This is a genomic window from Kluyvera chengduensis (genome assembly GCF_044197065.1).
GTDB classification, from domain to species: Bacteria; Pseudomonadota; Gammaproteobacteria; order Enterobacterales; family Enterobacteriaceae; genus Kluyvera; species Kluyvera ascorbata_C.
The window spans coordinates 179321-202572 of the sequence record NZ_JBIQOI010000004.1 but is presented as its reverse complement, the minus strand read 5'-3'; the positions used below and the strand labels follow the sequence as shown (position 1 = coordinate 202572).

The window sequence follows — 23252 nt, the reverse complement described above, 5'->3', positions numbered from 1 at the left end:
GCCTACAGACGAACTGTAGCCCGGCCGAGCGCAGCGACGCCGGGGATGTTTAGGCCTGCAGCTCTAGCCCGGCCAGACGCTTCCAGTAACCATTACAGTCGCTATTGGCCGTCAGCGGCAGCGGAGCATGGCCATTTTCGTTGGCGCGGAAGGCGTCGAGCATGGCGAAGGTCTCATTGCCCATCGGCGACAGGCGCACCATATCAACCAGCCCGTGCATCGACGTCAGCTCATTACCCAGGTTGTAAACGTAGCCGCTCATGGTCTGAATACCGTTCAGCACGAACACCTGCTGATTCTCCTGCGACAGCATGCTGCGCCCGTTCGGGTACTTGATACAGCAGGTCTCGCACTCATCCTTTGGCTTATCTTCCGAACGAGCAGTAAAGCAGCGCGCGGAGTAGGCCAGCGGCAGATGGCCGTAGCTCAGCACTTCCACCTCAAACTTATCGCGGATTCCTAGCTCTTCGCACTGATTCAGCAGATTCACCAGCCAGTCGCGAGAAAGCTCCACCGGCATACACCAGCGCACCATCCCCTGTTTTTGCAATATCTTCAGGGTAACGGCGTTGTAGCAGTTCAGCGCGTGACCGGCGACAAACGGCAGTTTGCGTTCGGCGCAGAGGTTCACTACCCCAAGGTCGCTCGCTTCCAGCAGAAACTCGCCGTTGTCGACGTAGCGCTTCAGCTCGCCCAGCTCGGAGGATGCCTGCACCAGCGCCAGCGTAGAGATCACCACCTGCTTGCCGCTGTCCGCGAGGGATTTAGCCATATCCAGCCAGTCGCCCACTTTGGTGGCGCGACGCTTGCTGCATACCGCTTCACCGAGATAAATGGTATCGGCGTGGCTCGCGGCGGCCTGCTGGTAAAAGTCTTCCAGCGTCTCTTTTGACCAGTAGTAAAGCACTGGTCCTAATGAATATTTCATTGCGTTTCCTACTGCCATTTACGGTGATATGCGCCAAGCGTGGTCTGGGTGCCTTCCGACATTGAGCCGAGCGTCTCCATCCACGCCGCCTGCGGGGCAAAGTTCTGCGGGTCTGCCATGCAGCGATCGATTGCCTGACGCCACACTTTTGCCACCTGGCTGACGTACGCCGGGCTACGCTGACGACCCTCGATTTTCACCGAAGCGATATTGGCGGCCAGTAATTCCGGCAGCAGTTCCAGTGTGTTGAGGCTGGTGGGCTCTTCCAGCGCATGGTATCGCTCGCCGTCGACCAGATAGCGGCCTTTGCACAGCGTTGGATAACCCGCGTTCTCGCCGTCCTGATAACGGTCGATCAGCACTTCGTTAAGGCGAGACTCCAGCCCATGCGGGGTTTGCTGCCAACGAACGTAGCGCGCAGGCGAGCAGGCGCCGACGGTATTTGGCGACTCACCGGTCAGATACGAGGAGAGGTAGCAGCGGCCTTCGGCCATGATGCACAGGCTACCAAAGGCGAACACCTCCAGCGGCACCGGCGTAACGCGGGCCAACTGCTTCACCTGGTGAATAGACAGTACGCGCGGCAGTACCACGCGGGCCACGTCAAAGTTGCGATGATAGAAATTAATCGCCTCTTCATTGGTGGCTGATGCCTGAACGGAGACATGGCGCTCAATATGCGGGTAGCGCTCTGCGGCATACTCAAGCATGGCGAGGTCGGCGAGGATGAGGGCGTCAGCACCCAGCTGTGCGGCCATATCCACGGCACGCTGCCAGCGGACGTAGCCGTCCGGGTGCGCAAAGGTATTAATCGCGATGTGCAGCTTACGTTTATGCTGGTGTACGAAGTTCACCGCTTCCTGCAGCTTTTTCTCGGTGAAGTTAAGACCGGCGAAATGGCGGGCGTTAGTATCATCTTTCAGCCCGATATACACCGCGTCGGCACCGTTTTCGATAGCCGCCTTAAGCGCCGGAAGGTTTCCGGCAGGGCAGAGCAACTCCATAATTCTTCCTGAGTTTGCGGCCCGGCTGGGGCGCATTATTGTTAATGAATGGAGATTTTAGTTAACCTATCGCTAATCATTTTTGATTTGAGGCAGACAAAAGCGTATTGATGACGCCAATAATCCCTCAGCCTCACGACATAATTGTTGATTTACGCCGCTATGTCGTTTAACTGATATGGCAAAATAACGGAACTATTGCATTCAGGGAGTAAAGCTTGTGTTGGATAAACTGCGTTCACGTCTGGTCCATGTCGCACCGACTCTGATGAGCGTTCCGGTGAAATTCACGCCGTTCGCGCTTAAACGGCAGGTCCTTCAGCAGGTGCTAAGCTGGCAGTTCCGCCAGGCGCTGGATGACGGTGAACTGGATTTTCTCGATGGCCGCTGGCTGAGTATTGAGGTGCGTGATATTGGCCTCACCTGGTTTACCTCCGTTGAGAACGGGCGCTTAATCGTCAGCGACGCCGCTCAGGCGGACGTGAGCTTTAGCGCGGATGCCAGCGATCTGTTAATGATCGCCGCGCGCAAACAGGACCCGGATACGCTCTTCTTCCAGCGTCGACTGGTGATTGAAGGGGACACGGAGCTGGGTCTCTATGTCAAAAACCTGATGGATGCCATTGAGCTTGAGCAGATGCCAAAAGCGCTGCGCATGATGCTGATGCAGCTGGCCGATTTCGTTGAGGCTGGCCTAAAATCACCATCAGAAACTAAACATACATCGGTAGGTGAGCCATGTTGATTCGAGTAGAAATTGGAATTGATGCGCCGGGCATCGACGCGCTGCTGCGTCGAACCTTCAAGCGTGACGGTGAAGCCAACCTGGTGCGCGAGCTGCGCGAAGATGGCTTGATCACCCTCGGGCTGGTGGCGACGGATGACGAAGGTCATGTCGTGGGCTATGTGGCCTTTAGCCCGGTCAGCATTGAAGGCGAAGAGCTGCAGTGGGTGGGTCTGGCTCCGCTGGCGGTTGACGAAGAATACCGCGGCCAGGGGCTGGCGCGTCAGCTGGTCTATGAAGGGCTGGATTCACTGAACGAATTTGGCTACGCGGCGGTGGTCACGCTGGGTGAACCTGAACTCTACGGTCGATTCGGCTTTGAGCGTGCGGCACAGTACGATCTGCGCTGCCGTTGGCCGGGCACCGAAGAGGCATTTATGGTACATCGTCTGGCGGACGATGCACTGAACGGCGTGCACGGGTTGGTGGAGTATTCTGACCACTTCAATCGTGTTTAAGGCTGCTCAGTAACGTTTCGAATGAACCGTCACCAGCAACGAGGCGCTCTTTCTGGCGCTTCGTTAGCTGCTTAATGCGATACTCGAGGCGCAGCGCCAGCGAGTGCTCGCCGACCTCACCGGAAAACGCCAGCCGTAGCTCGCCTTTACCGCGCAGCGCTTTCGCCCCTTTACCGCTTTGATGCTGGTGGAACCGTCGTTCAACGTCGGTAGTGATACCGGTATACAATTTGTCGTCCTCGGTACGGACGAGATACAGAAACCAACGCACGTGCGGCAACCTGTCTATGTGTGTGAACGCACCATAGCATAATGGAGAGAACAGATGGAAACCCTCACTGCCATTAGCCGCTGGCTGGCAAAACAGCACGTTGTCAGCTGGTGCGTGGCGAAGGAAGGCGAGCTGTGGTGCGCGAATGCGTTTTACGTGTATGACCCCCAGCGCGTTGCGTTTTACCTGCTAAGCGAAGAGACCACCCGCCACGGCCAGATGACGGGCCAACAGGCACCGGTGGCTGGCACAATCAACGGCCAGCCAAAGACCGTCGCGTTGATTCGCGGCGTGCAGTTCAAAGGCGAAATTCGTCTGCTGAGCGGTGAAGAAGCCGAAGAAAAACGCGCGCTCTACGTCAAACGCTTTCCCGTGGCCCGCATGCTGCATGCGCCGGTCTGGGAACTACGCCTCGACGAACTGAAGTTCACCGATAACACCCTCGGCTTCGGTAAGAAGCTGCACTGGCTGCGCGACTAAGCCTTAAGCGTTGGCAATTCAATGATAAAGCGCGTGGCGACGGTATCGGACGTCACGCTAATCTTCCCGTGATGGGCGCGGATAATCGATTTCACAATGGCCAGCCCAATCCCGCTGTTCTCCCCTTTGCGCTGCCGGGAAGGATCAACCCGGTAGAAGCGATCGAACAGGCGCGGCAGATGCTCCTCAGAAATCGGCGTCCCCGGATTTTCCACGCTGTAGATAATCTTATCGTCCTGCGAGCTGACCTGCACGGTCACCGACATGCCGCGCGGGGTGTAGCGAATAGCGTTGGAGAGCAGGTTGTTGATCACCCGGCGGATCATCAGCGGGTCGCCGGCAATCAGCGACGGTTGCCCGACAAAGCGGAGCGCCACGTCGCGCTCTTCCGCCCAGGCTTCGAAGAACTCAAACACCTTTATGGTTTCGGTTTGTAGATCCAGCGGTACGCTCTCCGGTACCAGCAGGTTTTCATCCGCCTGCGCCAGAAACAGCATGTCGCTGACCATTTTTGCCATTCGGTTGTACTCTTCGAGGCTGGAATAGAGCACGTCCTCCAGCTCTTTCACCGTGCGCGGATGGCTTAAGGCGATTTCAGTCTGGGTCACCAGGTTGGTGATGGGCGTGCGAATTTCATGGGCGATATCCGCGGAGAAGTTGGCCTGACGGCGGAACACGTCTTCGATCCGGCCGATCATCTGGTTAAACGAGATAACCAGTTGCTCCAGTTCGATCGGCACTCGCGTGGGATCCAACCGCACGTCGAGATTTTCCGAGGTGATGTTTTTGATCTCCAGGCTGACGTCGCGCAGCGGCTGGTGGCCTTTGCGCACGGCGAAAAGCACGATCACCACGATAAGCAGGCTGATGACGGCGGCGATCATCATCAGGTTGCGTTTGAGCTCTTTGAGATAGTGCAGATGGAAGTCTATCGACAGTGCGGTCAGCAGCGTGTAGCGATGGGTATCGCTCTGAATTGTTGAGGCGATAACCCGGTAGGTCGTCGTCGGCATGGCGCTGGCTTCATGGCCTGCCATCGCAGGCATACTGCTGCCAACCCAGCGGAACATGCGCTGAGATTTCAGCGCCTGCGAAAACTGCGGGGAGGCAAAGATCGGCGAAAGATCGGGCCCGGCCGGTGAACGGTAAAGCTGCGGGTTATCCTCACTTCTCAGCAGCACGACAATATTGCGATACCCCGCCAGTGCGCTCTGGACGTTGGCTAGCTTCTCGGCTTCCGGCGTATCTGGCGCGGTGAGCTGCGCGTTAAGCGTCGCGTTCACCTGCTTCAGGTCATTCACATCCTGCTCGGCGAAGTGTTTTTCTACCGAATACAGCATCATCCCGGTGAAGGCGGCAAACGCGATAATGGTCGCCAGGCTGATAAAAAAGGTCAGGCGGGTAGCCAGCGAAAATGGGCGGCGGCGCGGGTTAGCCTTCATCGCGAACCTCAAGCACGTAGCCCACACCGCGTACGGTTTGAATCAGCTTTGGCGTAAAGTCGTTATCCATTTTGGCGCGCAGGCGCTTGATGGCAACGTCGATGGCGTTGGTGTCGCTATCGAAATTCATGTCCCAAACCTGGGAGGCAATCAGCGAACGCGGCAGCACCTCGCCCTGATGGCGCAGAAAGAACTCCAGCAGCGTAAACTCTTTGCTGGTCAGTGTGATGCGGGTGTCGCCGCGGGTGACTTTGCGGGAGACGCGGTCGAGGGTCAGATCGGCAACCTGTAGCTGACTTTCCACGATCACCGCGGCTCCGCGGCGCAGCAGCGTCCGAACGCGCGCCAGCAGCTCGGCGAAGGCGAAGGGTTTCACCAGATAATCATCGGCGCCCAGCTCAAGCCCTTTTACCCGGTGTTCAATGGTGCCGAGCGCAGTGAGCAACAGAATTGGCATGCCTTTGTTGGCGGCACGAAGCATGCGAACGATATCCCAGCCGTTGACGTCTGGCAGCATAATATCCAGCACAATCAGGTCGTAATCGGCGGTCATCGCCAGGTGATAACCGTTAAGGCCGTTGTCGGTGTGATCCACCACAAAGCCCGCCTCCGTCAGCCCCTTTGCCAGGTACTCGCCTGTTTTGACCTCGTCTTCCACCACCAGAATTTTCATTCGCCCTCCGTCGCTACTGCGTGATGGAGCCATTCTAATAGAGCGAACGTTGTTGGCAACGACCGAGACCTTAAATGACAGCATTGTCATTTAAGGTCAAATCGTCCGGGCTACTCTGCCCACGCATGCTGGCGCTTCAACTCCTCGTTCACCTTGCCGTTGATCTCCTTCAACACGGCGGGAATCTCGCCGTCGCAGTTGGCGTAGATCTTATTAAAGCCGTCGGCGGTGATTTGCCGCACCGGGATCCAATTTGGGATCTGCGGCATGTAGCGCCCCTCTTTGGCATAGGTTTCCGCGAACACTTCCCAGCGCGGATCGTCATGGTAATCCTTGATGTTCAGCGTTTTGTTAATCGGCAGACGGACGATCGGCATTGAGGCGCTGTCGGTCGCCATGCCGATCTTCTGCCCCTCTGGCGAGATCAAAAACTCGAGGAACCGCTTCGCTGCGGCTTTACGCTGGCTGGTTTTCATCAGGAATGCCGTGGTGCCTTCCGCCATGGAGATGGCACCGCCGGGGCCAGCCGGCGGTGGCACAACGGTGTAGGTCTCTTTGCCGGGATCTTTATCGAACAGCGCGATGTGATAAGGGCCGGAAGAGTACATCCCGGTCTGCCCCGAACGGAACGAGGTGTTGGCATCGGCGGTGGTGTGGTTAATTGCCCCCGGCTGCGCCAGCCCTTCGCACACCATTCCACGCATAAACGTCATCGCCGTCACCATCTCTTTGCTGTCCAGCGCCGCTTTAAATTTCCCCGGCTGAGTCGCGACCAGGTAGTTAGCGCCCGCCTGCCACAGGTAGGACGACGAAAACGAGCTGGCGTAGCCACGGGTGGTGGCTAACGGCATGGTAAAGCCATAGGTGTCGTTTTTACCGTTGCCGTCCGGGTCGTCACGGGTAAACGCCTTCGCCACGTTTTTCAGCTCCTCCCATGTGGTAGGCGCTTTCAGGTTGAGCTTATTCAGCCAGTCCTGGCGGATAAACAGCGCGTAGGTGTGCGCAGAGGTCGGTACGCCGTAATATTTACCGTCCGGCAACTGGGTAGATTTCCACGCCGCCTCATAGACATCGCCACCGCCCTTTAACTCTCCCGGCTTAATTTCATCTACGATACCGAGCTGCACCATCTGGCCGACGATAATCGCATCGTTAAACACGACGTCCGGCAGTGCGTTGCCGGTGGCTGCCCGCGCCAGACGCTGGTCGAAATCGGTCACCGCATTGAAGTATTTAATCGATATCCCGGTCTCTTTTTTAAACTGGTCCGCTAGCTTTTGGTAAATCACTTTTGAATCGTTGCTGGCGCGTATCCAGACATCCAGTTCTTCGCTAAAGGCATTATGTGAAAGGCTAATTAACAGGGCCAAACCCAGCGCTTTGGTTTTGAATTGCATATATTGACTCCGGTTTTTACGGTAGATATTTGCCATCCCTGAACAGAGGTAAGGATTGGTGAAAAAAGGAACGAAAATGATGATAGGAGTGGGGCCTGGATGAAACAATATTTTGAAAATGTGATTCCTGAAATATCAGATAATTATGTGGTTGGGTTCACAAGGAAAATAAGCCGATGTTTATTCGAAATAATATAACTGCATGAAAATATTACCGTTGGTGTATTTCGCTAAATAGATGTGGACGCTGGCAGAAGAATAAACCTGTGACCGCGCTAACGCTTTTTCCACGAAAGCGTGATCGCTGAAGAATATCGCAGTAAAAATTAGCCCCTTTTTCACTCATTATCATTTTTCTGCGCTATTGCGGCTCATTTTTTGCCATACCGATCACGCGCCGCCGCGCTTAAATGACAGCTTTGTCATTAACCCGTCACGTTGCAAACAGAGTCACCTCCGTAAAGTAACCGCATAGCCAGCCTCTTTTGATTCGGCTGAACAGGACGTGACATGTTTAAAGTAAAACAACTGACGCTGGTGATGGCGTTCATTCTGGCTGGATGCACCTCGCTGGCGCCGGACTATCAGCCGCCGGAAAACGTGGTGCCGCAGCAGTTTTCACTCGCGAAGGGTACGCTGGTGCCAACCGGCGGCCAGTGGCAGGAGACCGGCTGGCAAACCTTCTTTGTTGATCCTCAGGCGAAGCGTCTGATTGACGTCGCCCTGCACAATAACCGTGACCTGCGCATGGCGGTACTGAACGTTGAAGCCGCGCGTGCGCAGTTCAACGTGACCGATGCCGGGCGCTACCCGCAGCTTGATGGTTCGATGGGCGGCAGCTTTGAAGGCGACCTACAGGGAAAAAACGGCACCACCAAAAGTTATAACGCGGGCCTGAATCTGAGCTTTGAACTCGACTTTTTTGGCAAGCTGAAAAACATGAGCGAGGCGGACAGGCAGAACTTCTTCGCCAGCCAGGCCGCTCAGCGTGCGGCACAGATTGTGGTGGTGACCAACGTCTCGCAGGGATACTTCAACCAGCAGCGGCTAGCCGCACAACTGGCGATCGCCAAAGAGACGCTAAGCAACTACCAGCAGTCCTATGCGTTTGTGGAGCAACAGCTGGTCACCGGCAGCACCAACGTACTGGCGCTGGAGCAGGCGCGTGGGGTGATTGAAAGCACCCGCGCCGATATCGCCCAGCGGGAAGGTGAACTGGCGCAGGCCAATCATGCGTTGCAACAGCTGCTGGGAACCTACAACACATCGCTCGACAACGGGGCGCAGAATATCGCAGCGGTTAAACCCGTGCCGCTACCGGCCAACCTGCCGTCGACCATTCTGCTACAGCGCCCGGATATCATGGAGGCCGAGCATCAGCTACGCGCCGCGGATGCCAATATCGGCGTGGCCCGCGCGGCCTTCTTCCCATCGATAACGTTAACCAGCGGCATCTCGAGCAGCAGTTCATCGCTCTCCAGCCTGTTCAACGCGGCCAGCGGCATGTGGAACTTCGTGCCAAAGGTGGAGCTGCCTATCTTTAACGCCGGGCGTAACGAGGCCAACCTGGCGCTCGCCAACGTCAAGCAGCGTCAGGCGGTGGTGAACTACGAGCAAAAAATTCAGGCCGCCTTTAAAGCGGTGGCGGATGCGTTGTCGCTGCGCGAAAGCATTGCAGACCAACTGGTGGCGCAGCAGCGTTATTTAACCTCGCTGCAAATTACCCTCCAGCGCGCCCGCGGATTATATGCCAGCGGCGCGGTGAGCTATATCGAAGTGCTCGACGCCGAGCGCTCTATCTTCACCACGCAGCAGGCGATCCTCGACTTACTTTATTCCCAACAGGTTAACGAAATTAATTTATTCACCGCACTGGGTGGCGGCTGGAAAGCGTAACCCTTTATTCAGGAGATTCTCGATATGCGTAATGTAACGATGCTGGTTGGCGGAATGTTGATGGCGATGACGTTGAGCGTTCAGGCCGCCGAAATGCAGCATGACGGACATGGACAGATGATGGAGATGAACGCCGAGCAGGCGGTTATTCAGGGAACCGGCGTGGTGCAGTCCGTGGATAAAGCGGCGAAAAAAATCACTATCGCCCATGAGGCAATTCCCGCCATTGGCTGGCCGGCAATGACCATGCGCTTTACCTACAGCGCACCCACCGACGCTATTAATCAGTTGAAAGAGGGCAGCCACGTGAATTTCTCCTTCATTCAGCAGGGGAACCTCTCGCTGCTTCAGGATATTAAGTCAATCTGATGGCTACCTTAAAATATACCGCCGTTATTGCCTGTAGCCTGATTATCGGCGGGTTGGCGACGGCCACCATAAGCCGCTTTATTGCACCGAGCGCCCAGGCTGAATCTCAAACGGCCGAGCGTAAGGTGCTGTACTGGTACGATCCGATGAAGCCCGACGTGCGCTTCGATAAACCGGGTAAATCGCCGTTTATGGATATGGACCTGGTGGCGAAATACGCCGACGAGGGCGGGGATGCGCAGTCGAGCGGCGTCCGTATCGACCCGACTCAGGTGCACAACCTGGGGCTGCGTACGGAGAAAGTCAGCAAGGGCCGCCTTAACTACGGCCAGACCCTTCCCGCGAACGTCAGCTACAACGAGTACCAGTTTGTGATTGTTCAGGCGCGCGCCGAAGGGTTTATCGAAAAGGTCTCTCCGCTGACGGTGGGCGATAAAGTGCGTAAAGGTGCGCCGCTGGTTGAGGTGACCATTCCTTCGTGGGTGGAAGCGCAGAGTGAATACCTGCTGCTGGCGAACTCAGGCGGCACGGCAAGCCAGTTAGATGGCGTGCTGGAACGTCTGCGTCTGGCGGGTATGCCGGAGGCGGATATCCAACGGATGCGCAGCACGCGCCGCGTACAGACGCGCTTTATCCTCACCGCGCCTATCGACGGCGTGCTGACGGCGTTTAGCCTGAAAAGCGGTATGAACATCGCCAAGGACAGCGTGGTGGCGCAGATTCAGGGCATGGACCCGGTGTGGATCACCGCCGCCGTGCCGGAGTCGATCGCCTGGCTACTCAAAGACACCACGCAGTTTACGGTGTCTATCCCGGCTTACCCGGATAAAACCTTCCCGATCCAGAAATGGTCTATTTTGCCGAGCGTCGATCAGACCACGCGCACGTTGCAGGTGCGCCTGCAGGTCAACAACCCGGATGAGCTCCTGAAGCCGGGGATGAATGCCTACCTGAAGCTGAACGCGCAAAGCGAGGAGATGCTGTTGATTCCGTCCCAGGCGGTGATTGATACCGGCGATGAGCAGCGGGTGATTACGGTGGCGAGCAACGGCGAGTTCGTGCCGAAAAAAATCCAGGTGCTGCATGAATCTCAGCATCAGACCGGCATTGGCGCGGGGCTGTCGGAGGGAGAATCGGTGGTGCTGAACGGCCTGTTCCTGATTGATTCGGAAGCCAATATCAGCGGCGCGCTGGACAGAATGCGGCATACCGCTGACGCCCACGCCGGGCATTAAGGAGACGGTGATGATTGAATGGATTATCCGGCGCTCGGTCGCCAACCGTTTTCTGGTGATGATGGGCGTGCTGTTCTTGAGCCTCTGGGGCGGCTGGACCATCGTCAATACGCCGGTGGATGCCCTGCCGGACCTCTCTGACGTACAGGTGATCGTCAAAACCAGCTACCCGGGACAGGCGCCGCAGATTGTCGAGAATCAGGTGACCTATCCGCTCACCACCACCATGCTGTCGGTGCCGGGCGCGAAAACGGTGCGCGGCTTCTCGCAGTTTGGTGACTCCTATGTATACGTGATTTTTGAGGACGGAACCGACCTCTACTGGGCGCGCTCGCGCGTGCTGGAGTACCTCAACCAGGTGCAGGGCAAGCTGCCGCAGGGCGTGAGCTCCGAGATTGGCCCGGACGCTACCGGCGTGGGCTGGATCTTTGAATATGCGCTGGTGGACAAAAGCGGCAAGCACGACCTTGCCGAACTGCGCTCACTCCAGGACTGGTTCCTGAAATATGAGCTGAAAACCATCCCCAACGTGGCGGAAGTGGCTTCCGTCGGCGGCGTGGTGAAGCAGTATCAGGTGCAGGTCGACCCGATGAAGCTCACCCAGTACGGCATCAGTCTTAGCGACGTGAAGCAGGCGCTGACCACCTCGAATCAGGAGGCGGGTGGTTCATCGGTGGAGATGGCCGAAGCGGAATATATGGTACGCGCCACTGGCTATTTGAAAAGCCTGGAGGACTTTAACCATATCGTCCTGAAAGCAGAAGCGAACGGCGTGCCGGTCTATCTGAAGGACGTGGCGCGGGTGCAGGTGGGCCCGGAAATGCGCCGCGGCATCGCTGAACTGAACGGCGAGGGCGAAGTGGCGGGCGGCGTGGTGCTGCTGCGTTCCGGCAAGAACGCCCGTGAAGTGATTTCGGCGGTGAAAGAGAAGCTCGCCTCGCTGCAAAAAAGCCTGCCGGAAGGGGTTGAGGTGGTGACCACCTACGACCGCAGCCAGCTGATTGACCGGGCCATCGACAACCTGCGCTCCAAGCTGATTGAAGAGTTTATCGTGGTGGCGGTGGTCTGCGCGCTGTTCCTCTGGCACGTGCGCTCGGCGCTGGTGGCGATCGTTTCGCTGCCGCTGGGGCTGTGCATTGCTTTTATCGTGATGCATTTCCAGGGGCTGAACGCCAACATCATGTCGCTGGGCGGGATTGCGATTGCCGTCGGCGCAATGGTGGACGCGGCGATCGTGATGATCGAAAACGCCCACAAGCGGCTGGAGCACTGGCAGGAGGCACATCCTGACGAGCCGATGGATAACGCCACTCGCTGGAAAGAGATTACCGACGCGGCGGTTGAAGTGGGGCCCGCGCTGTTTATCAGCCTGCTGATTATCACGCTGTCGTTTATCCCGATCTTCACCCTTGAAGGCCAGGAAGGGCGTCTGTTTGGCCCGCTGGCGTTCACCAAAACCTATGCCATGGCCGGGGCGGCGGCGCTGGCAATCGTGGTGATCCCTATCCTGATGGGCTTTTGGATCAAAGGTAAGATCCCGGCGGAATCGCGCAACCCGTTGAACCGCTTCCTGATGGCGATTTACCACCCGCTGCTGCTTAAGGTGCTGAAATGGCCGAAGCTCACCTTGCTGGTGGCGCTGCTGTCTATCTTCACCGTCGTGTGGCCGCTCAGTAAAGTCGGCGGCGAGTTTCTGCCGAAAATTAACGAAGGCGACCTGCTGTATATGCCGTCGACGTTGCCGGGGATTTCACCAGGGCAGGCGGCGGTGCTGCTCCAGCAGACCGATAAGCTGATTAAGACGGTGCCGGAAGTGGCGTCGGTGTTCGGAAAATCGGGGAAAGCGGAAACCGCCACTGACTCTGCGCCGCTGGAGATGATTGAAACCACTATTCAGCTCAGGCCGCAGGATCAGTGGCGGCCGGGAATGACGCTCGACAAAATTATCGACGAGCTGGACGCCACCGTGCGGCTTCCGGGGCTGGCGAACCTATGGGTGCCGCCGATCCGTAACCGTATTGATATGCTCTCCACCGGGATTAAGAGCCCGATTGGTATCAAGGTCTCCGGTACGTCGCTGGCGGATATTGATGACGCCGCCCAGCGTATTGAAACGGTGGCCAAAACTGTGCCAGGCGTGGTCTCCGCGCTGGCCGAGCGGCTGGAAGGCGGGCGTTATATCGACGTTGATATCAACCGCGAGAAAGCCGCGCGTTACGGCATGACGGTGGGCGATGTGCAGCTGTTTGTCTCGTCGGCTATTGGTGGCGCGACGGTGGGGGAAACGGTAGAGGGCGTGGCACGCTACCCTATCAATATTCGCTATCCGCAGGGCTTCCGCGATGGCCCGACGGCGCTGCGTCAGTTGCCGATCCTCACGCCAGGGAAGCAGCAAATCACCCTTGGCGACGTCGCGGAGGTGAAGGTGGTTTCTGGCCCGACGATGCTGAAAACCGAGAACGCGCGCCCGGCGAGCTGGATTTACATCGATGCCCGCGACCGCGATATGGTCTCCGTTGTGCATGACCTGCAAACGGCGATTAGCCGCAGCGTAACGCTGAAGCCGGGCACCAGCGTGGCGTTTTCCGGGCAGTTTGAACTGCTGGAGCATGCCAATAAGAAGCTCAAGCTGATGGTGCCGATGACGGTGATGATTATCTTCATCCTGCTCTATCTGGCCTTCCGTCGGGTGGATGAAGCGCTGCTGATCCTGATGAGCCTGCCGTTTGCGCTGGTCGGCGGCATCTGGTTCCTCTACTGGCAGGGGTTCCATATGTCGGTAGCGACGGGCACCGGGTTTATCGCTCTGGCGGGGGTGGCAGCCGAGTTTGGCGTGGTGATGCTGATGTATCTGCGTCATGCCATTGAAGCCGAACCGCGGCTGAAAAACGCCGATACCTTTAGCCCACAGGCGCTGGACGAAGCGCTATATCACGGGGCGGTGCTGCGCGTGCGGCCCAAAGCGATGACGGTGGCCGTGATTATTGCCGGGCTATTGCCCATACTATGGGGAACCGGGGCTGGTTCCGAAGTGATGAGCCGCATTGCTGCGCCGATGATTGGTGGCATGATCACCGCGCCGCTGCTGTCGTTGTTTATCATTCCGGCGGCCTATAAATTGATATGGTTGTATCGGCACAGGCGTAGTTTGTAGGCCGGATAAGGCGGTTACGCCGCCATCCGGCAATGTGCGCCGTATTGCCTGATGGCGCTGCGCTTATCAGGCCTACAAACGACAAGCGGTGAACCATAATACGGAGACCCTCATGCACCACGTCCTTATTACCGGTGCCACCGGCCTTGTTGGTGGGCACTTACTTAACTTGCTTCGCCGGGAGCCGCAGGTGGAATCCATCGTCGCGCCTACCCGCCATCCGCTGGAGCACGCCTTCGGTATCGCCAACCCACACGACCCCGACCTTAGCGCGGCGTTGGCGAAGGTCACGTCGCCTGTCGATACCGTTTTCTGCTGTCTTGGCACCACAATACGCGACGCGGGCTCGAAGGCGGCTTTTAGCCACGTCGACTACGATCTGGTGTTGGAAACCGCCCGGACCGGCCTGCGCTTAGGCGCTCAGCAGTTGCTGGTGGTCAGCGCAATGGGGGCCAATCCCAGCTCACCTTTTTTCTACAATCGCGTGAAAGGCGAAATGGAAGCGGCGCTGATAGACCAGGGCTGGCCGCGTCTGGTTATCGCGCGGCCTTCAATGCTTCTTGGTCAGCGCGGTACGCCGCGCCTGAACGAGCGCCTGCTGGCACCGCTGTTTAGCCTGCTGCCGGGAAACTGGAAGGCGATTGAATCACTGGATGTGGCGAAAGCCATACTGAGAGAGGCCAGACACCCTGATACGGCACCGGTCGCGGTGCTGTCGTCGCGTAAGCTCAGGGAAATAGCCCGGCAGTGAGCCTGCCGGGCGGGTAGTAAGGACTTACTGAATAAAGGTGAACGCGGTGGTTACGCGCTTAACGCCGCTGACGCGGCTGGCAATATCGGCCGCGGCTTTACCTTCACGGTCGGTGACCAGACCCATCAGGAACACTTCACCGTTTTCGGTCGTTGCCTTCACGTTGGAGGATTTAACCTGATCGCTCGCCAGCAGTTGGGAGCGGACTTTGGTGGTAATCCAGGTATCCGAAGACGACGTCCCGAGGCTAATCGGCTGCCCCTGGCGGATTTCGTTATACACTTCGGTTGCTCCATCAACGCCCACGGCAATCTGTTTCGCCCGAGTGGCGAGGCTCAGATCCGGCGTCTGACCGGTCAGCAGCACTTTGCCCTGATAGGCCGTGACGTTAATCCGTGCGTCTTTCTTAATTTGTGCATCTTTAGACAGGGCGTTGTTTACGCGAACTTCCAGCGTGCCATCATCCACCTGAGTTCCCACCGTGCGCGGGTCAGTTGCGGCTTTGGTACCGACTGCAGCCGTGCCAACAACGGCGGCTGCAATGCATCCCTGGAGCAGCAGTGCGGAAATAAGGACCGCGAGGGTCGAAATTACCTTCATTTGTTCTCCTTAGTCGTCCTGGTGTGGGAAAAGGGTGTTATCAATCAAATCACACAGACAGTTTACCGTGAGCATGTGCATCTCCTGGATACGCGCACTGCGGTGCGACGGAATGCGGATCTCCACATCCTGTTGCCCAAGCAGGCCCGCCAGTTCGCCGCCGTCATAGCCGGTCAGGGCGACGATGGTCATGTCACGTGTGACAGCCGCTTCTACCGCTTTCACGATGTCGCGACTGTTACCACGGGTTGAAATAGCCAGCAAAACATCACCAGCGTGGCCCAGCGCGCGCACCTGCTTGGCATAGATTTCATCATGCAGGCGATCGTTCGCTATTGCCGTTAAGACCACATTATCGGAATTAAGTGCAATCGCAGGTAAACCGGGACGCTCTGTTTCATAACGATTAATCATGCAGGCAGCAAAATGCTGTGCGTTGGCGGCGGATGAACCGTTACCACAACAGAGAATTTTGTTGCCGTTCAGCAGCGACTGTACCAGGGTCATCGCAGCTCGGGAGATAGCGTCCGGGAGCGCCTCTGCCGCGGCGATTTGGGTTTGAATGCTTTCGGTGAAGCACACTTTGATTCTTTCGAGCACGATATCCCTTTACATTCTATGAGCTAAAAGCGTTTGAAAACCATTCGATTTCATTGCCGGTGAAGGCTATCACATCGAAACGGCAATCCACAGTATCAAAACTCCCATTATGGCGGGCAAGCCACAAGCGGGCAGTCTGTAACAGTTTGTTTTGTTTGCTCCGGGTCACACTGGCGGCAGCACCGCCGAATGCGCCCGAGGCGCGGTAACGAACTTCCACGAAAACCGTGACCGTTCCTTCTCGCATAATCAAATCAATCTCGCCGCTACGCTCACGCACGTTGGCGGCGATAAAGCCGAGTCCCTGGCCTTCAAGCCAGCGACGCGCACGCTGTTCCGCGGCGTCGCCAACCTGTTTTGTCGTTAACTGGCGGGGACTATCTGCCCTTGCTGGTATTTGAGCCATGATAACTTCCTGTTAATCACGCAGTCTGGTGTCGCGCTCAGATCGCCGGTGTTGCCGTTCAGCTCGAAGCCAGGCACGCCGCGCATCTGCGCAAAGTGGTTCGCCAGCGCCCAGGCATCCGCGCCCATGGCATACAAACGAGCCAGTGAATAGTCGTTGTTCACTGCGCGCAGCGCCTGCTGCATCAGCGCCGGGTTGCTGCCGGCAAGCATTGGGATTTCGCTGTACTGCAGGCCTTCCATTTCCAGACGGAAATCTGGGCCGGCGGTGCCTTGTGCGCTGCGGGAGCTGGCATACAGCATAGAACCGCTCTGGCTGCCATTACGCATCACAATCATCGGCTTGATGAAGGCGATCTCTTCAGGCGTTGCCAGAATATAGGCGGCGTCGACTTTGTTGCTGCCGGTGATTTGCGCGTCGGTCGGTGCGGCTGGAATGGTCAGATTACCGATGGTGACGCCCTGCGGCTGGGACTGCGCGGAGATAACCGGCGTGCCGGACAGCGAGATACCGGAACCGCCGTTCACGCCGCCTTTCAGCTCGGACAGTGAACCAAACTTCTGCTGTAAGACCGTACCGCCGCCGATTTTGTGCCACTCGTCGGCGAAGGCCTGGGTGACGCGATCGCCGAGGGCGTTGCGCGGCACCAGCACCAGTGGAGACTGTTTGCCCTGATCGTGAATATGACGCGCCGCATCGCGGGCTTCATCTTCCGGCGACAGCGCGAAGTAGCAGATGTTCGCGCGGTTACTCACCGCTTCCGGCTGGTTTAGCGCCAGCACGTTAAGCGTGGTGTTGCTCTTCATCAGCTCTTCAACGTTGTTTTTCAGCAGCGGGCCAACCACCAGGCTGGCGCCATCCTGCTGCGCCTGCGCCAGGATCTGGTTCAGCGGCTGGGAAGAGGTGTCGTAGATTTTCAGCTCTGCCGATGGGGTTGCCGCCACGCTCGCGACGGGCTGTACTGCCGGTGTTTGAGCTGGTGCCGCATCGGCCGCAGGTGCCTCAGTCGCTGGTGCGGCTGCACTATTGGTCTGTGCGGCCTGAACCGGTGCAGCTTCTGGTGCCTGAACCGGTGCCTGACTTTGTGGCGTGGTCAGATCGGTCACTTCCGCCTGAGACGGGCTGACCACTGCCGTAGTGGCAGCCTGCGCGACCTGTTCTGGTACCGCGCTGCCGCTCACCGGCATAGTGCCGTTTTTCGCCGCTTCAAAGCCCTGTTGGATGGTACGGCCAAATACCGCGGCCTGGCCGTTTAACGGCAGCAGCAGCGCGATTTTGTTGACCGACGCGGGCTTAAAGTTCTGCACGTTCGCCAACTGCGACGGCAGCACTTTCGCGCCTGGGTTCTGCGGATAGCGGGTCTGCCAGTCTTTAATACCGGCTTTCAGCATATCGGGATCGTTACGGTTATCGAACCAGACGCGTTGCAGATCGAGCCAGCCTTGCAGCACATTTTCATCGGCGTTGATCACCAGCGCGTTGGCCTGTTCCTGGGTCATGGAGGAAAGCGCCTGCCAGGTGGCATCGCTATTTTGCTGTTTTTCCGGCTGAGTGGTGAGCAGCGGCATCTGGGCAATCAGGGCGCGCAGCAGCGTCAGGGACGGTTTACCCTGCTCGGCGCTGATGGTGTCCTGCCAGAAGCGCGCCTGCAGCGCATTGTCGAAATCATCGGCCTTCAGCTTTTGCAGCAGCGCCTGAGCCCCGGCGTAGTCTTTCTGCGCCAGTTTCAGTTCGACCGCTAGCAGCGCTTGTTCCTGACGCTGGGCAGCGTTCAACTGCTGAGGAAGCTGATTGAACAGCTCCAGCGCCTGCTGGCTCTTACCTTCCTTCAGTAATGAACGAATGGCGAGTAATTGCCAGTTGGTCTTGCTATCATTCGAGCTTTGCTGCATCTGCTGCAGATAGAAGCCGGAGTCAGCCTGCGTCGCGCCCTGAAGTTGGGCTGCACTCTGATCGGGGGCCTGGGTGCCACAGCCTGCAAACAGCAGCGCTGCCAGGAGTACCGGCAGACAGCGCGCGGCTTTCATACGAGAAAATGTTGAGGGTACCATTCTGTATCCAGTAATATTTTTTACGCAATGCTCAATATTAAATCGGCAATACGGACGAAACAATGAAACAACACGAATCGGCGGATAATTCTCAAGGCCAACTCTTTATTGTACCTACTCCTATCGGAAATTTGGCTGATATTACCCAACGAGCGCTCGAAGTATTGCAAGCTGTTGATTTAATTGCGGCTGAAGACACCCGTCATACAGGTTTATTGCTGCAACACTTCGCCATTAACGCCCGTTTGTTTGCCTTACACGATCACAATGAGCAACAAAAAGCCGAAACGCTGGTGGCGAAACTGAAGGAAGGGCAGAACATCGCGCTGGTTTCCGATGCCGGTACGCCGCTTATCAACGACCCTGGCTACCATCTGGTGCGCACCTGCCGCGAAGCCGGTATCCGCGTGGTGCCGCTGCCGGGCCCGTGTGCGGCGATCGCCGCCCTGAGCGCCGCTGGTCTGCCGTCTGACCGTTTCTGCTACGAAGGCTTCCTGCCAGCCAAATCTAAAGGCCGCCGCGATACGCTGAAGGCTATCGAAGCCGAGCCGCGCACGCTGATTTACTACGAATCCACCCACCGTTTGCTCGACAGCCTGGAAGATATGGTCGCCGTCTGGGGTGAGTCCCGCTACGTGGTGCTGGCGCGTGAGCTGACCAAAACCTGGGAAACCATTCACGGCGCGCCGGTGGGTGAACTGCTGGCGTGGGTGAAAGAGGATGAAAACCGCCGTAAAGGCGAGATGGTGCTGATTGTCGAAGGACACAAGGCGCAGGAAGACGAGCTACCTGCGGATGCGCTGCGCACTCTGGCGCTGTTGCAGGCTGAACTGCCGCTGAAGAAAGCGGCGGCGCTGGCGGCGGAAATCCACGGCGTGAAGAAGAATGCGCTGTATAAGTATGCGCTGGAGCAGCAGGGGGAGTAAGGGTGAGCGCCTACCAACCACCGTTTGTTATTAGTCCAGGAATACTCAGCCAGGTTGTTGAGATTGGTGAGTTAATGGGCCATTGAGCACAACTCCCTCACCGCCGGGCAGGTCACTGCGTTGATGGAGGGAAAGCGAGTGCTGGCACCGGCGAAAGATATCCAGGAAGTCAGAAATGCCCTTCTGGCTTATGACCATATGCCGGAATGGAAAAGCCATCGTTTATCGGATTTACTCAAAGCGCATCGGATCTTAATGACGGGGCTGGTTGATGCCCCTGGTCAGCCACGTGCAGGTGATGTCGGTGTCTATCGTGGTCAGAAGCTGGTCCATATGGCACCCCCTGCCTCGCAAATTGCACGCCTGATAGATGAACTGCTGCAGTGGCTGAAAACAACTGATATTCATCCGCTAATTGCAAGCGCAGTGTTCCACTACGAGTTCGAATTTATTCACCCTTTTGCCGATGGTAACGGACGGATGGGGCGCCTGTGGCAGACCCTAATTCTTAGCGAGTGGCGAAGTGAACTTGGATGGTTGCCTGTCGAGACGCTGATTCATTACCAACAAGATCGTTATTATCAAGTGCTGGGGCAGTGCGATCGACAGAGTGATTGCACGCTGTTTATTGCGTTTATGCTGGATAACATCGCTGCTGCTTTGAAAGAAGGTTTGGAAAAATCGACGATAATGTCGGAAGAAATGTCGGAAGAAATGTCGGAAGAAAGTATCAGCGATCTCACGGCAATAGAAAAACAGATTTTACAGATTTTATCCGCCCGACCTGCGAGCTCGGCAAAGAATATGGCCCAGGAGTGCGGTGTTTCAGCGAGAACGATTGAGCGATACCTTAAGGTATTACAGCAAAAAGGGGCTCTACAGCGTATTGGTGCCACTAAAGGCGGCATATGGCGGGTATGTTAGTTTTTGTGAAAACCACACCCTCAGGGTGTGGTTTTCACTGAATACTACTTTTGCATTCTCTCTATCGCCCGCTCCAGCCAGTACCGCTGCGTACCGAAGTTAATGCGAATAAAGCGTTCCCCATCCTGAACATAATGACTACCGTCTTCAATGATCACCCCCGCGTGGCGAGCATAGTGATTCACCACTTCGCTTGCGGTGCACCCGCTGCCGCTGACATCAATCCACGCCAGATAAGATGACTCCGGCGTCATCATTTTCCATGTCGGAAAATGCGTTTGAATGGCGTCGGCAAGATAGTGGGCGTTGCTGCGTAAATAGCCATTGAGCGCATCAAGCCACGGCAGCCCATGCTGGTAGGCAAGCGTAATCCCCCATACGCCAAAAATATTCGGAGAGGTTATGGAGTTTTGTTCCAGTCGCTGGCGGAAGCGCGCTCTCAGATGCTTGTCCGGAATGATGGAATAAGAGGTCTTTAGCCCCCCCAGGTTAAACGCCTTATTCGGTGAGGTCAGCAGGATAAGATTATCCTGCGCGGCGGCACCGGGGGCCAGACAGCTGGTAAACTCACCTTCCAGAAGGTGCTCAGCGTGGACCTCATCAACCACCAGAATAACGCCATAGCGCTGGCATAAATCAGATGCCTGACGAATTTCACCCAGCGTCCAGATACGCCCGGAAGGATTATGCGGCGAGCACAGAAACCACAGTTTAGGCTTATGCTGCTTAAGCTGGGTTTCGATAAGCGTAAAATCCAGGTGATAGCGGTTATCTTCAATCTTCAGCGGATTCGCCAGAACCTGAACGCCCTGGCGCTGCGTTGCCATGGCGAAAGGATCGTAAACCGGCGTATTCATCATGACGCAATCGCCCGTCTGGCAAAAGGCCTGCACCAGATAGTGCAACGTCGAGACGGTGCCATAGCTGAGCGTTATCCAGTCTCGTTCGACGTTGACATGATGACGGCCGCGCTGAAATCCGATCACGGCATCGTAAAATTCATCAAAACTGTAGGTGTAACCAAAGGTCCCGTGTTCAACAATACGCTGGAAGCCTTCGATAACCGCAGGAGGTGACGTGAAATCCATGTCGGCAATCCACAGCGGAATAAAGTCCTGCGGAACTTCACCGAAGCGAGAGCAGACAAATTGATGATCCCATTTACGACACTTATCGCTTTTACGCTCGATGATTTTATCGAAATCGAACATGGCTAACTCCTGATTAAATTAAGGCTTCAATGCCGGTTTTTACGCTCTGTACCTGAGGGCCGATGATTACCTGCACGCTATGCGCATCGAGAACGACCACGGAAAGTGCGCCAGCATTTTTTAAGGTCTGCTGATCGACCTTTGTCATGTCCTTCACGACCAGACGCAGTCGGGTGATACAGTTATCCAGGGAACTGATATTTTCTTTGCCGCCGAGCGCATTCAAAATCACGCCGTGGTCGTATTTCGATTTACCACGCGCTTTGGTGTTTGCCGCGACAGCCTGCGCAGCACCATCAGATGAATCTTCACGGCCCGGTGTTTTAATGTCGTGTTTTAAGATGTACCAGCGGAATACCAGGAAGTAGACGGCAAACCAGACCACGCCGACCGGGAACAGTAAGTACCATTTGGTCGAGGTTCCTTGCATCACGCCAAAAATTAACAGATCCAGAATCCCGCCATCGGTATTACCAATGGTGACGCCAAGAATTGCCATTACCATTAATGCCAGACCTGACATAATAATATGGAATACATATAGCGTAGGCGCAATAAATAGGAATAAGAATTCAATGGGTTCGGAAATACCGGTAATAACGGAAACTAATACGCCGGAAAGTAACAGTCCTTTAATAATCGGTCTGTTTTCTGGTTTCGCCGTCCGATAAATAGCATAGGCCACGGCAGGCAAACCAAAAATAAAGGTTGGCATAAAACCTTGTGATAAAAATGCGGTCACATGTGGGCTGAACGGCAGGCCGACTTTAAGCTCAGCGTAGAAAATATTTAACGCGCCAGCCACTTCGTGCCCGTTGACCATTTCAATACCGCCTGCAGGGGTGAAACGCACCATGGCGAGCAGAATATGGTGGAGTCCAAAAGGCTTGAGCAGTAGCACCCCTACACCGTATAGGAACGGGCCGAATACGCTGGTGCTTTGAATGATATGGCCAATACCAGCAATGCCCATGGCCACGTAAGTCCAGAGAATAGGGAGTATCAGACCGACAATGGAGAGCGTCAGTGAGGTAATGATAGGGACGAAGCGAATGCCGCCAAAGAAGGCGAAGGCATCATGCAATACGGTATCCTGAAAGCGCTCGTGCAGAAAATAGGTGATGACCCCGGCAATGATACCGCCTAACACCCCCATTTCTAACGTCTGCACGCCCAGTACGACCGACTGTCCTACCTGTTTCATGGTGGCGGCATCGGCAAGCTGGTGGGTAGCGGTCAGATAAAAGTTAATGCTCATATTCATCAGCATATAGCCGACAAATCCTGAGTAAGCCCCTACAGCTTTATTTCTTTTCGCCATGCCGAATGGAATTGCGATAGCGAACATGACCGGTAAATAGGTGAAGGCAAAGCCGCCGACGGTAGCAATAAATCCAAAGGTTAATTGTGTAAGCTCACCACCTAAAAAGGGGAAGCTTTTAATGGTTGAAGGGCTGGTAATTGAACTGCCTACCCCTAATAATAACCCCATGAACGCCAATAAAGAGACGGGGAACATAAATGTTTTGCCGAGGCTTTGAAAAAATTCCCATACTCGTGACTTTATGGAATTTTCCTGTGTCATGTAGAGTACTCCATTATTTCCATTAGTATAATATGAAGGTCATGAGAAATTAATCATGACCTTTTCAAAATGAGAGGTAAGTTGTTATTAATATATTTTATGAGCGA

Annotated in this window: 22 protein-coding genes; 10 read left to right on the top strand and 12 right to left on the bottom strand. The window is 56.1% G+C overall.

The window, feature by feature from the left end; translation table 11 throughout:
* Window positions 1–49: 49 nt before the first annotated feature.
* Entirely contained in the window at window positions 50–928 is an 879-nt protein-coding gene (locus tag ACH1XZ_RS13545; protein WP_459253854.1) for a U32 family peptidase, read from the bottom strand.
* A gap of 8 nt (window positions 929–936) precedes the next feature.
* The gene (ubiU, locus tag ACH1XZ_RS13540) at window positions 937–1932 is read right to left on the bottom strand and encodes a ubiquinone anaerobic biosynthesis protein UbiU (RefSeq protein ID WP_395595983.1); all 996 of its coding nucleotides are present in this window, start codon (window positions 1930–1932) and stop codon (window positions 937–939) included.
* A gap of 220 nt (window positions 1933–2152) precedes the next feature.
* On the opposite strand from ubiU, the gene ubiT reads away from it, so the two are divergent.
* Together ubiT and ACH1XZ_RS13530 are read left to right on the top strand one after the other, a co-directional pair.
* Window positions 2153–2677 carry a ubiquinone anaerobic biosynthesis accessory factor UbiT gene (gene ubiT / locus ACH1XZ_RS13535; protein ID WP_220440894.1) on the top strand — a complete coding sequence of 175 codons (525 nt, stop codon included), beginning with the start codon at window positions 2153–2155 and terminating at the stop codon, window positions 2675–2677.
* A complete protein-coding gene (locus ACH1XZ_RS13530) occupies window positions 2671–3174 on the top strand; it encodes a GNAT family N-acetyltransferase (RefSeq protein WP_395595982.1) in 504 nt (167 codons plus the stop codon). The genes ubiT and ACH1XZ_RS13530 overlap by 7 nt, the downstream gene beginning before the upstream one ends.
* On the opposite strand, the gene ACH1XZ_RS13525 is transcribed toward ACH1XZ_RS13530, so the two are convergent.
* The gene (locus ACH1XZ_RS13525) at window positions 3161–3445 is read right to left on the bottom strand and encodes a GIY-YIG nuclease family protein (RefSeq protein WP_035891072.1); all 285 of its coding nucleotides are present in this window, start codon (window positions 3443–3445) and stop codon (window positions 3161–3163) included. The two genes, ACH1XZ_RS13530 and ACH1XZ_RS13525, sit on opposite strands and share 14 nt — an antisense overlap.
* Before the next feature lie 54 nt (window positions 3446–3499).
* Between ACH1XZ_RS13525 and ACH1XZ_RS13520 the strand changes: the two genes are divergently transcribed.
* Window positions 3500–3925: a YhbP family protein gene (locus tag ACH1XZ_RS13520; protein WP_395595981.1), complete on the top strand. Its 426-nt coding sequence runs from the start codon at window positions 3500–3502 to the stop codon at window positions 3923–3925.
* On the opposite strand, the gene ACH1XZ_RS13515 is transcribed toward ACH1XZ_RS13520, so the two are convergent.
* From ACH1XZ_RS13515 to ACH1XZ_RS13505, 3 genes are all read right to left on the bottom strand, one after another.
* Complete coding sequence (locus ACH1XZ_RS13515; RefSeq protein ID WP_395595980.1) at window positions 3922–5367, bottom strand: Cu(+)/Ag(+) sensor histidine kinase; 1446 nt, start codon at window positions 5365–5367, stop codon at window positions 3922–3924. The two genes, ACH1XZ_RS13520 and ACH1XZ_RS13515, sit on opposite strands and share 4 nt — an antisense overlap.
* Complete coding sequence (locus tag ACH1XZ_RS13510) at window positions 5357–6040, bottom strand: copper/silver response regulator transcription factor (protein ID WP_395595979.1); 684 nt, start codon at window positions 6038–6040, stop codon at window positions 5357–5359. Before ACH1XZ_RS13510 ends, ACH1XZ_RS13515 begins: the two co-directional genes overlap by 11 nt.
* A gap of 110 nt (window positions 6041–6150) precedes the next feature.
* Window positions 6151–7437 (bottom strand): ABC transporter substrate-binding protein, encoded by a 1287-nt coding sequence (locus tag ACH1XZ_RS13505; RefSeq protein ID WP_395595978.1) that lies wholly within the window; start codon window positions 7435–7437, stop codon window positions 6151–6153.
* A gap of 510 nt (window positions 7438–7947) precedes the next feature.
* Here ACH1XZ_RS13505 and ACH1XZ_RS13500 point away from each other — a divergent pair.
* From ACH1XZ_RS13500 to ACH1XZ_RS13480, 5 genes are all read left to right on the top strand, one after another.
* On the top strand, window positions 7948–9333 hold the full coding sequence (locus ACH1XZ_RS13500) for a Cu(I)/Ag(I) efflux RND transporter outer membrane protein (protein ID WP_395595977.1): 1386 nt from the start codon (window positions 7948–7950) through the stop codon (window positions 9331–9333).
* 24 nt (window positions 9334–9357) lie between these two features.
* Entirely contained in the window at window positions 9358–9702 is a 345-nt protein-coding gene (locus ACH1XZ_RS13495; RefSeq protein ID WP_395595976.1) for a copper-binding protein, read from the top strand.
* The gene (locus ACH1XZ_RS13490) at window positions 9702–10937 is read left to right on the top strand and encodes an efflux RND transporter periplasmic adaptor subunit (RefSeq protein WP_395595975.1); all 1236 of its coding nucleotides are present in this window, start codon (window positions 9702–9704) and stop codon (window positions 10935–10937) included. Before ACH1XZ_RS13495 ends, ACH1XZ_RS13490 begins: the two co-directional genes overlap by 1 nt.
* A 10-nt stretch (window positions 10938–10947) precedes the next feature.
* Window positions 10948–14091, top strand: coding sequence for a CusA/CzcA family heavy metal efflux RND transporter (locus ACH1XZ_RS13485; protein ID WP_395595974.1), 3144 nt, complete (start codon window positions 10948–10950; stop codon window positions 14089–14091).
* Window positions 14092–14203: 112 nt separating this feature from the next.
* Window positions 14204–14842: an NAD-dependent epimerase/dehydratase family protein gene (locus ACH1XZ_RS13480; RefSeq protein ID WP_395595973.1), complete on the top strand. Its 639-nt coding sequence runs from the start codon at window positions 14204–14206 to the stop codon at window positions 14840–14842.
* A gap of 24 nt (window positions 14843–14866) precedes the next feature.
* On the opposite strand, the gene dolP is transcribed toward ACH1XZ_RS13480, so the two are convergent.
* From dolP to ACH1XZ_RS13460, 4 genes are read right to left on the bottom strand one after another with little or no spacing between them, the layout of a single operon-like run.
* Window positions 14867–15442 carry a division/outer membrane stress-associated lipid-binding lipoprotein gene (dolP, locus tag ACH1XZ_RS13475; protein ID WP_395595972.1) on the bottom strand — a complete coding sequence of 192 codons (576 nt, stop codon included), beginning with the start codon at window positions 15440–15442 and terminating at the stop codon, window positions 14867–14869.
* A gap of 9 nt (window positions 15443–15451) precedes the next feature.
* On the bottom strand, window positions 15452–16042 hold the full coding sequence (diaA, locus tag ACH1XZ_RS13470; RefSeq protein ID WP_035891056.1) for a DnaA initiator-associating protein DiaA: 591 nt from the start codon (window positions 16040–16042) through the stop codon (window positions 15452–15454).
* 16 nt (window positions 16043–16058) lie between these two features.
* Complete coding sequence (locus ACH1XZ_RS13465; protein ID WP_123652337.1) at window positions 16059–16448, bottom strand: YraN family protein; 390 nt, start codon at window positions 16446–16448, stop codon at window positions 16059–16061.
* A complete protein-coding gene (locus ACH1XZ_RS13460; RefSeq protein ID WP_395595971.1) occupies window positions 16406–18499 on the bottom strand; it encodes a penicillin-binding protein activator in 2094 nt (697 codons plus the stop codon). Before ACH1XZ_RS13460 ends, ACH1XZ_RS13465 begins: the two co-directional genes overlap by 43 nt.
* A 62-nt stretch (window positions 18500–18561) precedes the next feature.
* Here ACH1XZ_RS13460 and rsmI point away from each other — a divergent pair, with 62 nt between their 5' ends.
* Entirely contained in the window at window positions 18562–19425 is an 864-nt protein-coding gene (rsmI, locus tag ACH1XZ_RS13455) for a 16S rRNA (cytidine(1402)-2'-O)-methyltransferase (RefSeq protein WP_035891050.1), read from the top strand.
* An 81-nt stretch (window positions 19426–19506) separates the two neighbouring features.
* Window positions 19507–20349, top strand: coding sequence for a Fic family protein (locus tag ACH1XZ_RS13450; protein WP_395596058.1), 843 nt, complete (start codon window positions 19507–19509; stop codon window positions 20347–20349).
* Between the two features lie 44 nt (window positions 20350–20393).
* On the opposite strand, the gene ACH1XZ_RS13445 is transcribed toward ACH1XZ_RS13450, so the two are convergent.
* Window positions 20394–21560 carry a MalY/PatB family protein gene (locus ACH1XZ_RS13445; protein ID WP_395595970.1) on the bottom strand — a complete coding sequence of 389 codons (1167 nt, stop codon included), beginning with the start codon at window positions 21558–21560 and terminating at the stop codon, window positions 20394–20396.
* Window positions 21561–21573: 13 nt separating this feature from the next.
* Window positions 21574–23145, bottom strand: coding sequence for a maltose/glucose-specific PTS transporter subunit IIBC (malX, locus tag ACH1XZ_RS13440; RefSeq protein ID WP_395595969.1), 1572 nt, complete (start codon window positions 23143–23145; stop codon window positions 21574–21576).
* Window positions 23146–23252 lie beyond the last annotated feature (107 nt).

Bases quoted from the DNA above. Each gene is read 5' to 3' on its own strand.
- ACH1XZ_RS13490 (WP_395595975.1), top strand. From the start codon at position 9,702: ATGGCTACCTTAAAATATACCGCCGTTATTGCCTGTAGCCTGATTATC.
- dolP (WP_395595972.1), bottom strand. From the start codon at position 15,442: ATGAAGGTAATTTCGACCCTCGCGGTCCTTATTTCCGCACTGCTGCTC.
- ACH1XZ_RS13530 (WP_395595982.1), top strand. From the start codon at position 2,671: ATGTTGATTCGAGTAGAAATTGGAATTGATGCGCCGGGCATCGACGCG.
- ACH1XZ_RS13495 (WP_395595976.1), top strand. From the start codon at position 9,358: ATGCGTAATGTAACGATGCTGGTTGGCGGAATGTTGATGGCGATGACG.
- ACH1XZ_RS13500 (WP_395595977.1), top strand. From the start codon at position 7,948: ATGTTTAAAGTAAAACAACTGACGCTGGTGATGGCGTTCATTCTGGCT.
- ACH1XZ_RS13445 (WP_395595970.1), bottom strand. From the start codon at position 21,560: ATGTTCGATTTCGATAAAATCATCGAGCGTAAAAGCGATAAGTGTCGT.
- ACH1XZ_RS13545 (WP_459253854.1), bottom strand. From the start codon at position 928: ATGAAATATTCATTAGGACCAGTGCTTTACTACTGGTCAAAAGAGACG.
- ACH1XZ_RS13520 (WP_395595981.1), top strand. From the start codon at position 3,500: ATGGAAACCCTCACTGCCATTAGCCGCTGGCTGGCAAAACAGCACGTT.
- ACH1XZ_RS13480 (WP_395595973.1), top strand. From the start codon at position 14,204: ATGCACCACGTCCTTATTACCGGTGCCACCGGCCTTGTTGGTGGGCAC.
- ACH1XZ_RS13510 (WP_395595979.1), bottom strand. From the start codon at position 6,040: ATGAAAATTCTGGTGGTGGAAGACGAGGTCAAAACAGGCGAGTACCTG.
- ACH1XZ_RS13460 (WP_395595971.1), bottom strand. From the start codon at position 18,499: ATGGTACCCTCAACATTTTCTCGTATGAAAGCCGCGCGCTGTCTGCCG.
- ACH1XZ_RS13465 (WP_123652337.1), bottom strand. From the start codon at position 16,448: ATGGCTCAAATACCAGCAAGGGCAGATAGTCCCCGCCAGTTAACGACA.
- ACH1XZ_RS13515 (WP_395595980.1), bottom strand. From the start codon at position 5,367: ATGAAGGCTAACCCGCGCCGCCGCCCATTTTCGCTGGCTACCCGCCTG.
- malX (WP_395595969.1), bottom strand. From the start codon at position 23,145: ATGACACAGGAAAATTCCATAAAGTCACGAGTATGGGAATTTTTTCAA.
- ubiU (WP_395595983.1), bottom strand. From the start codon at position 1,932: ATGGAGTTGCTCTGCCCTGCCGGAAACCTTCCGGCGCTTAAGGCGGCT.
- rsmI (WP_035891050.1), top strand. From the start codon at position 18,562: ATGAAACAACACGAATCGGCGGATAATTCTCAAGGCCAACTCTTTATT.
- ACH1XZ_RS13505 (WP_395595978.1), bottom strand. From the start codon at position 7,437: ATGCAATTCAAAACCAAAGCGCTGGGTTTGGCCCTGTTAATTAGCCTT.
- ACH1XZ_RS13485 (WP_395595974.1), top strand. From the start codon at position 10,948: ATGATTGAATGGATTATCCGGCGCTCGGTCGCCAACCGTTTTCTGGTG.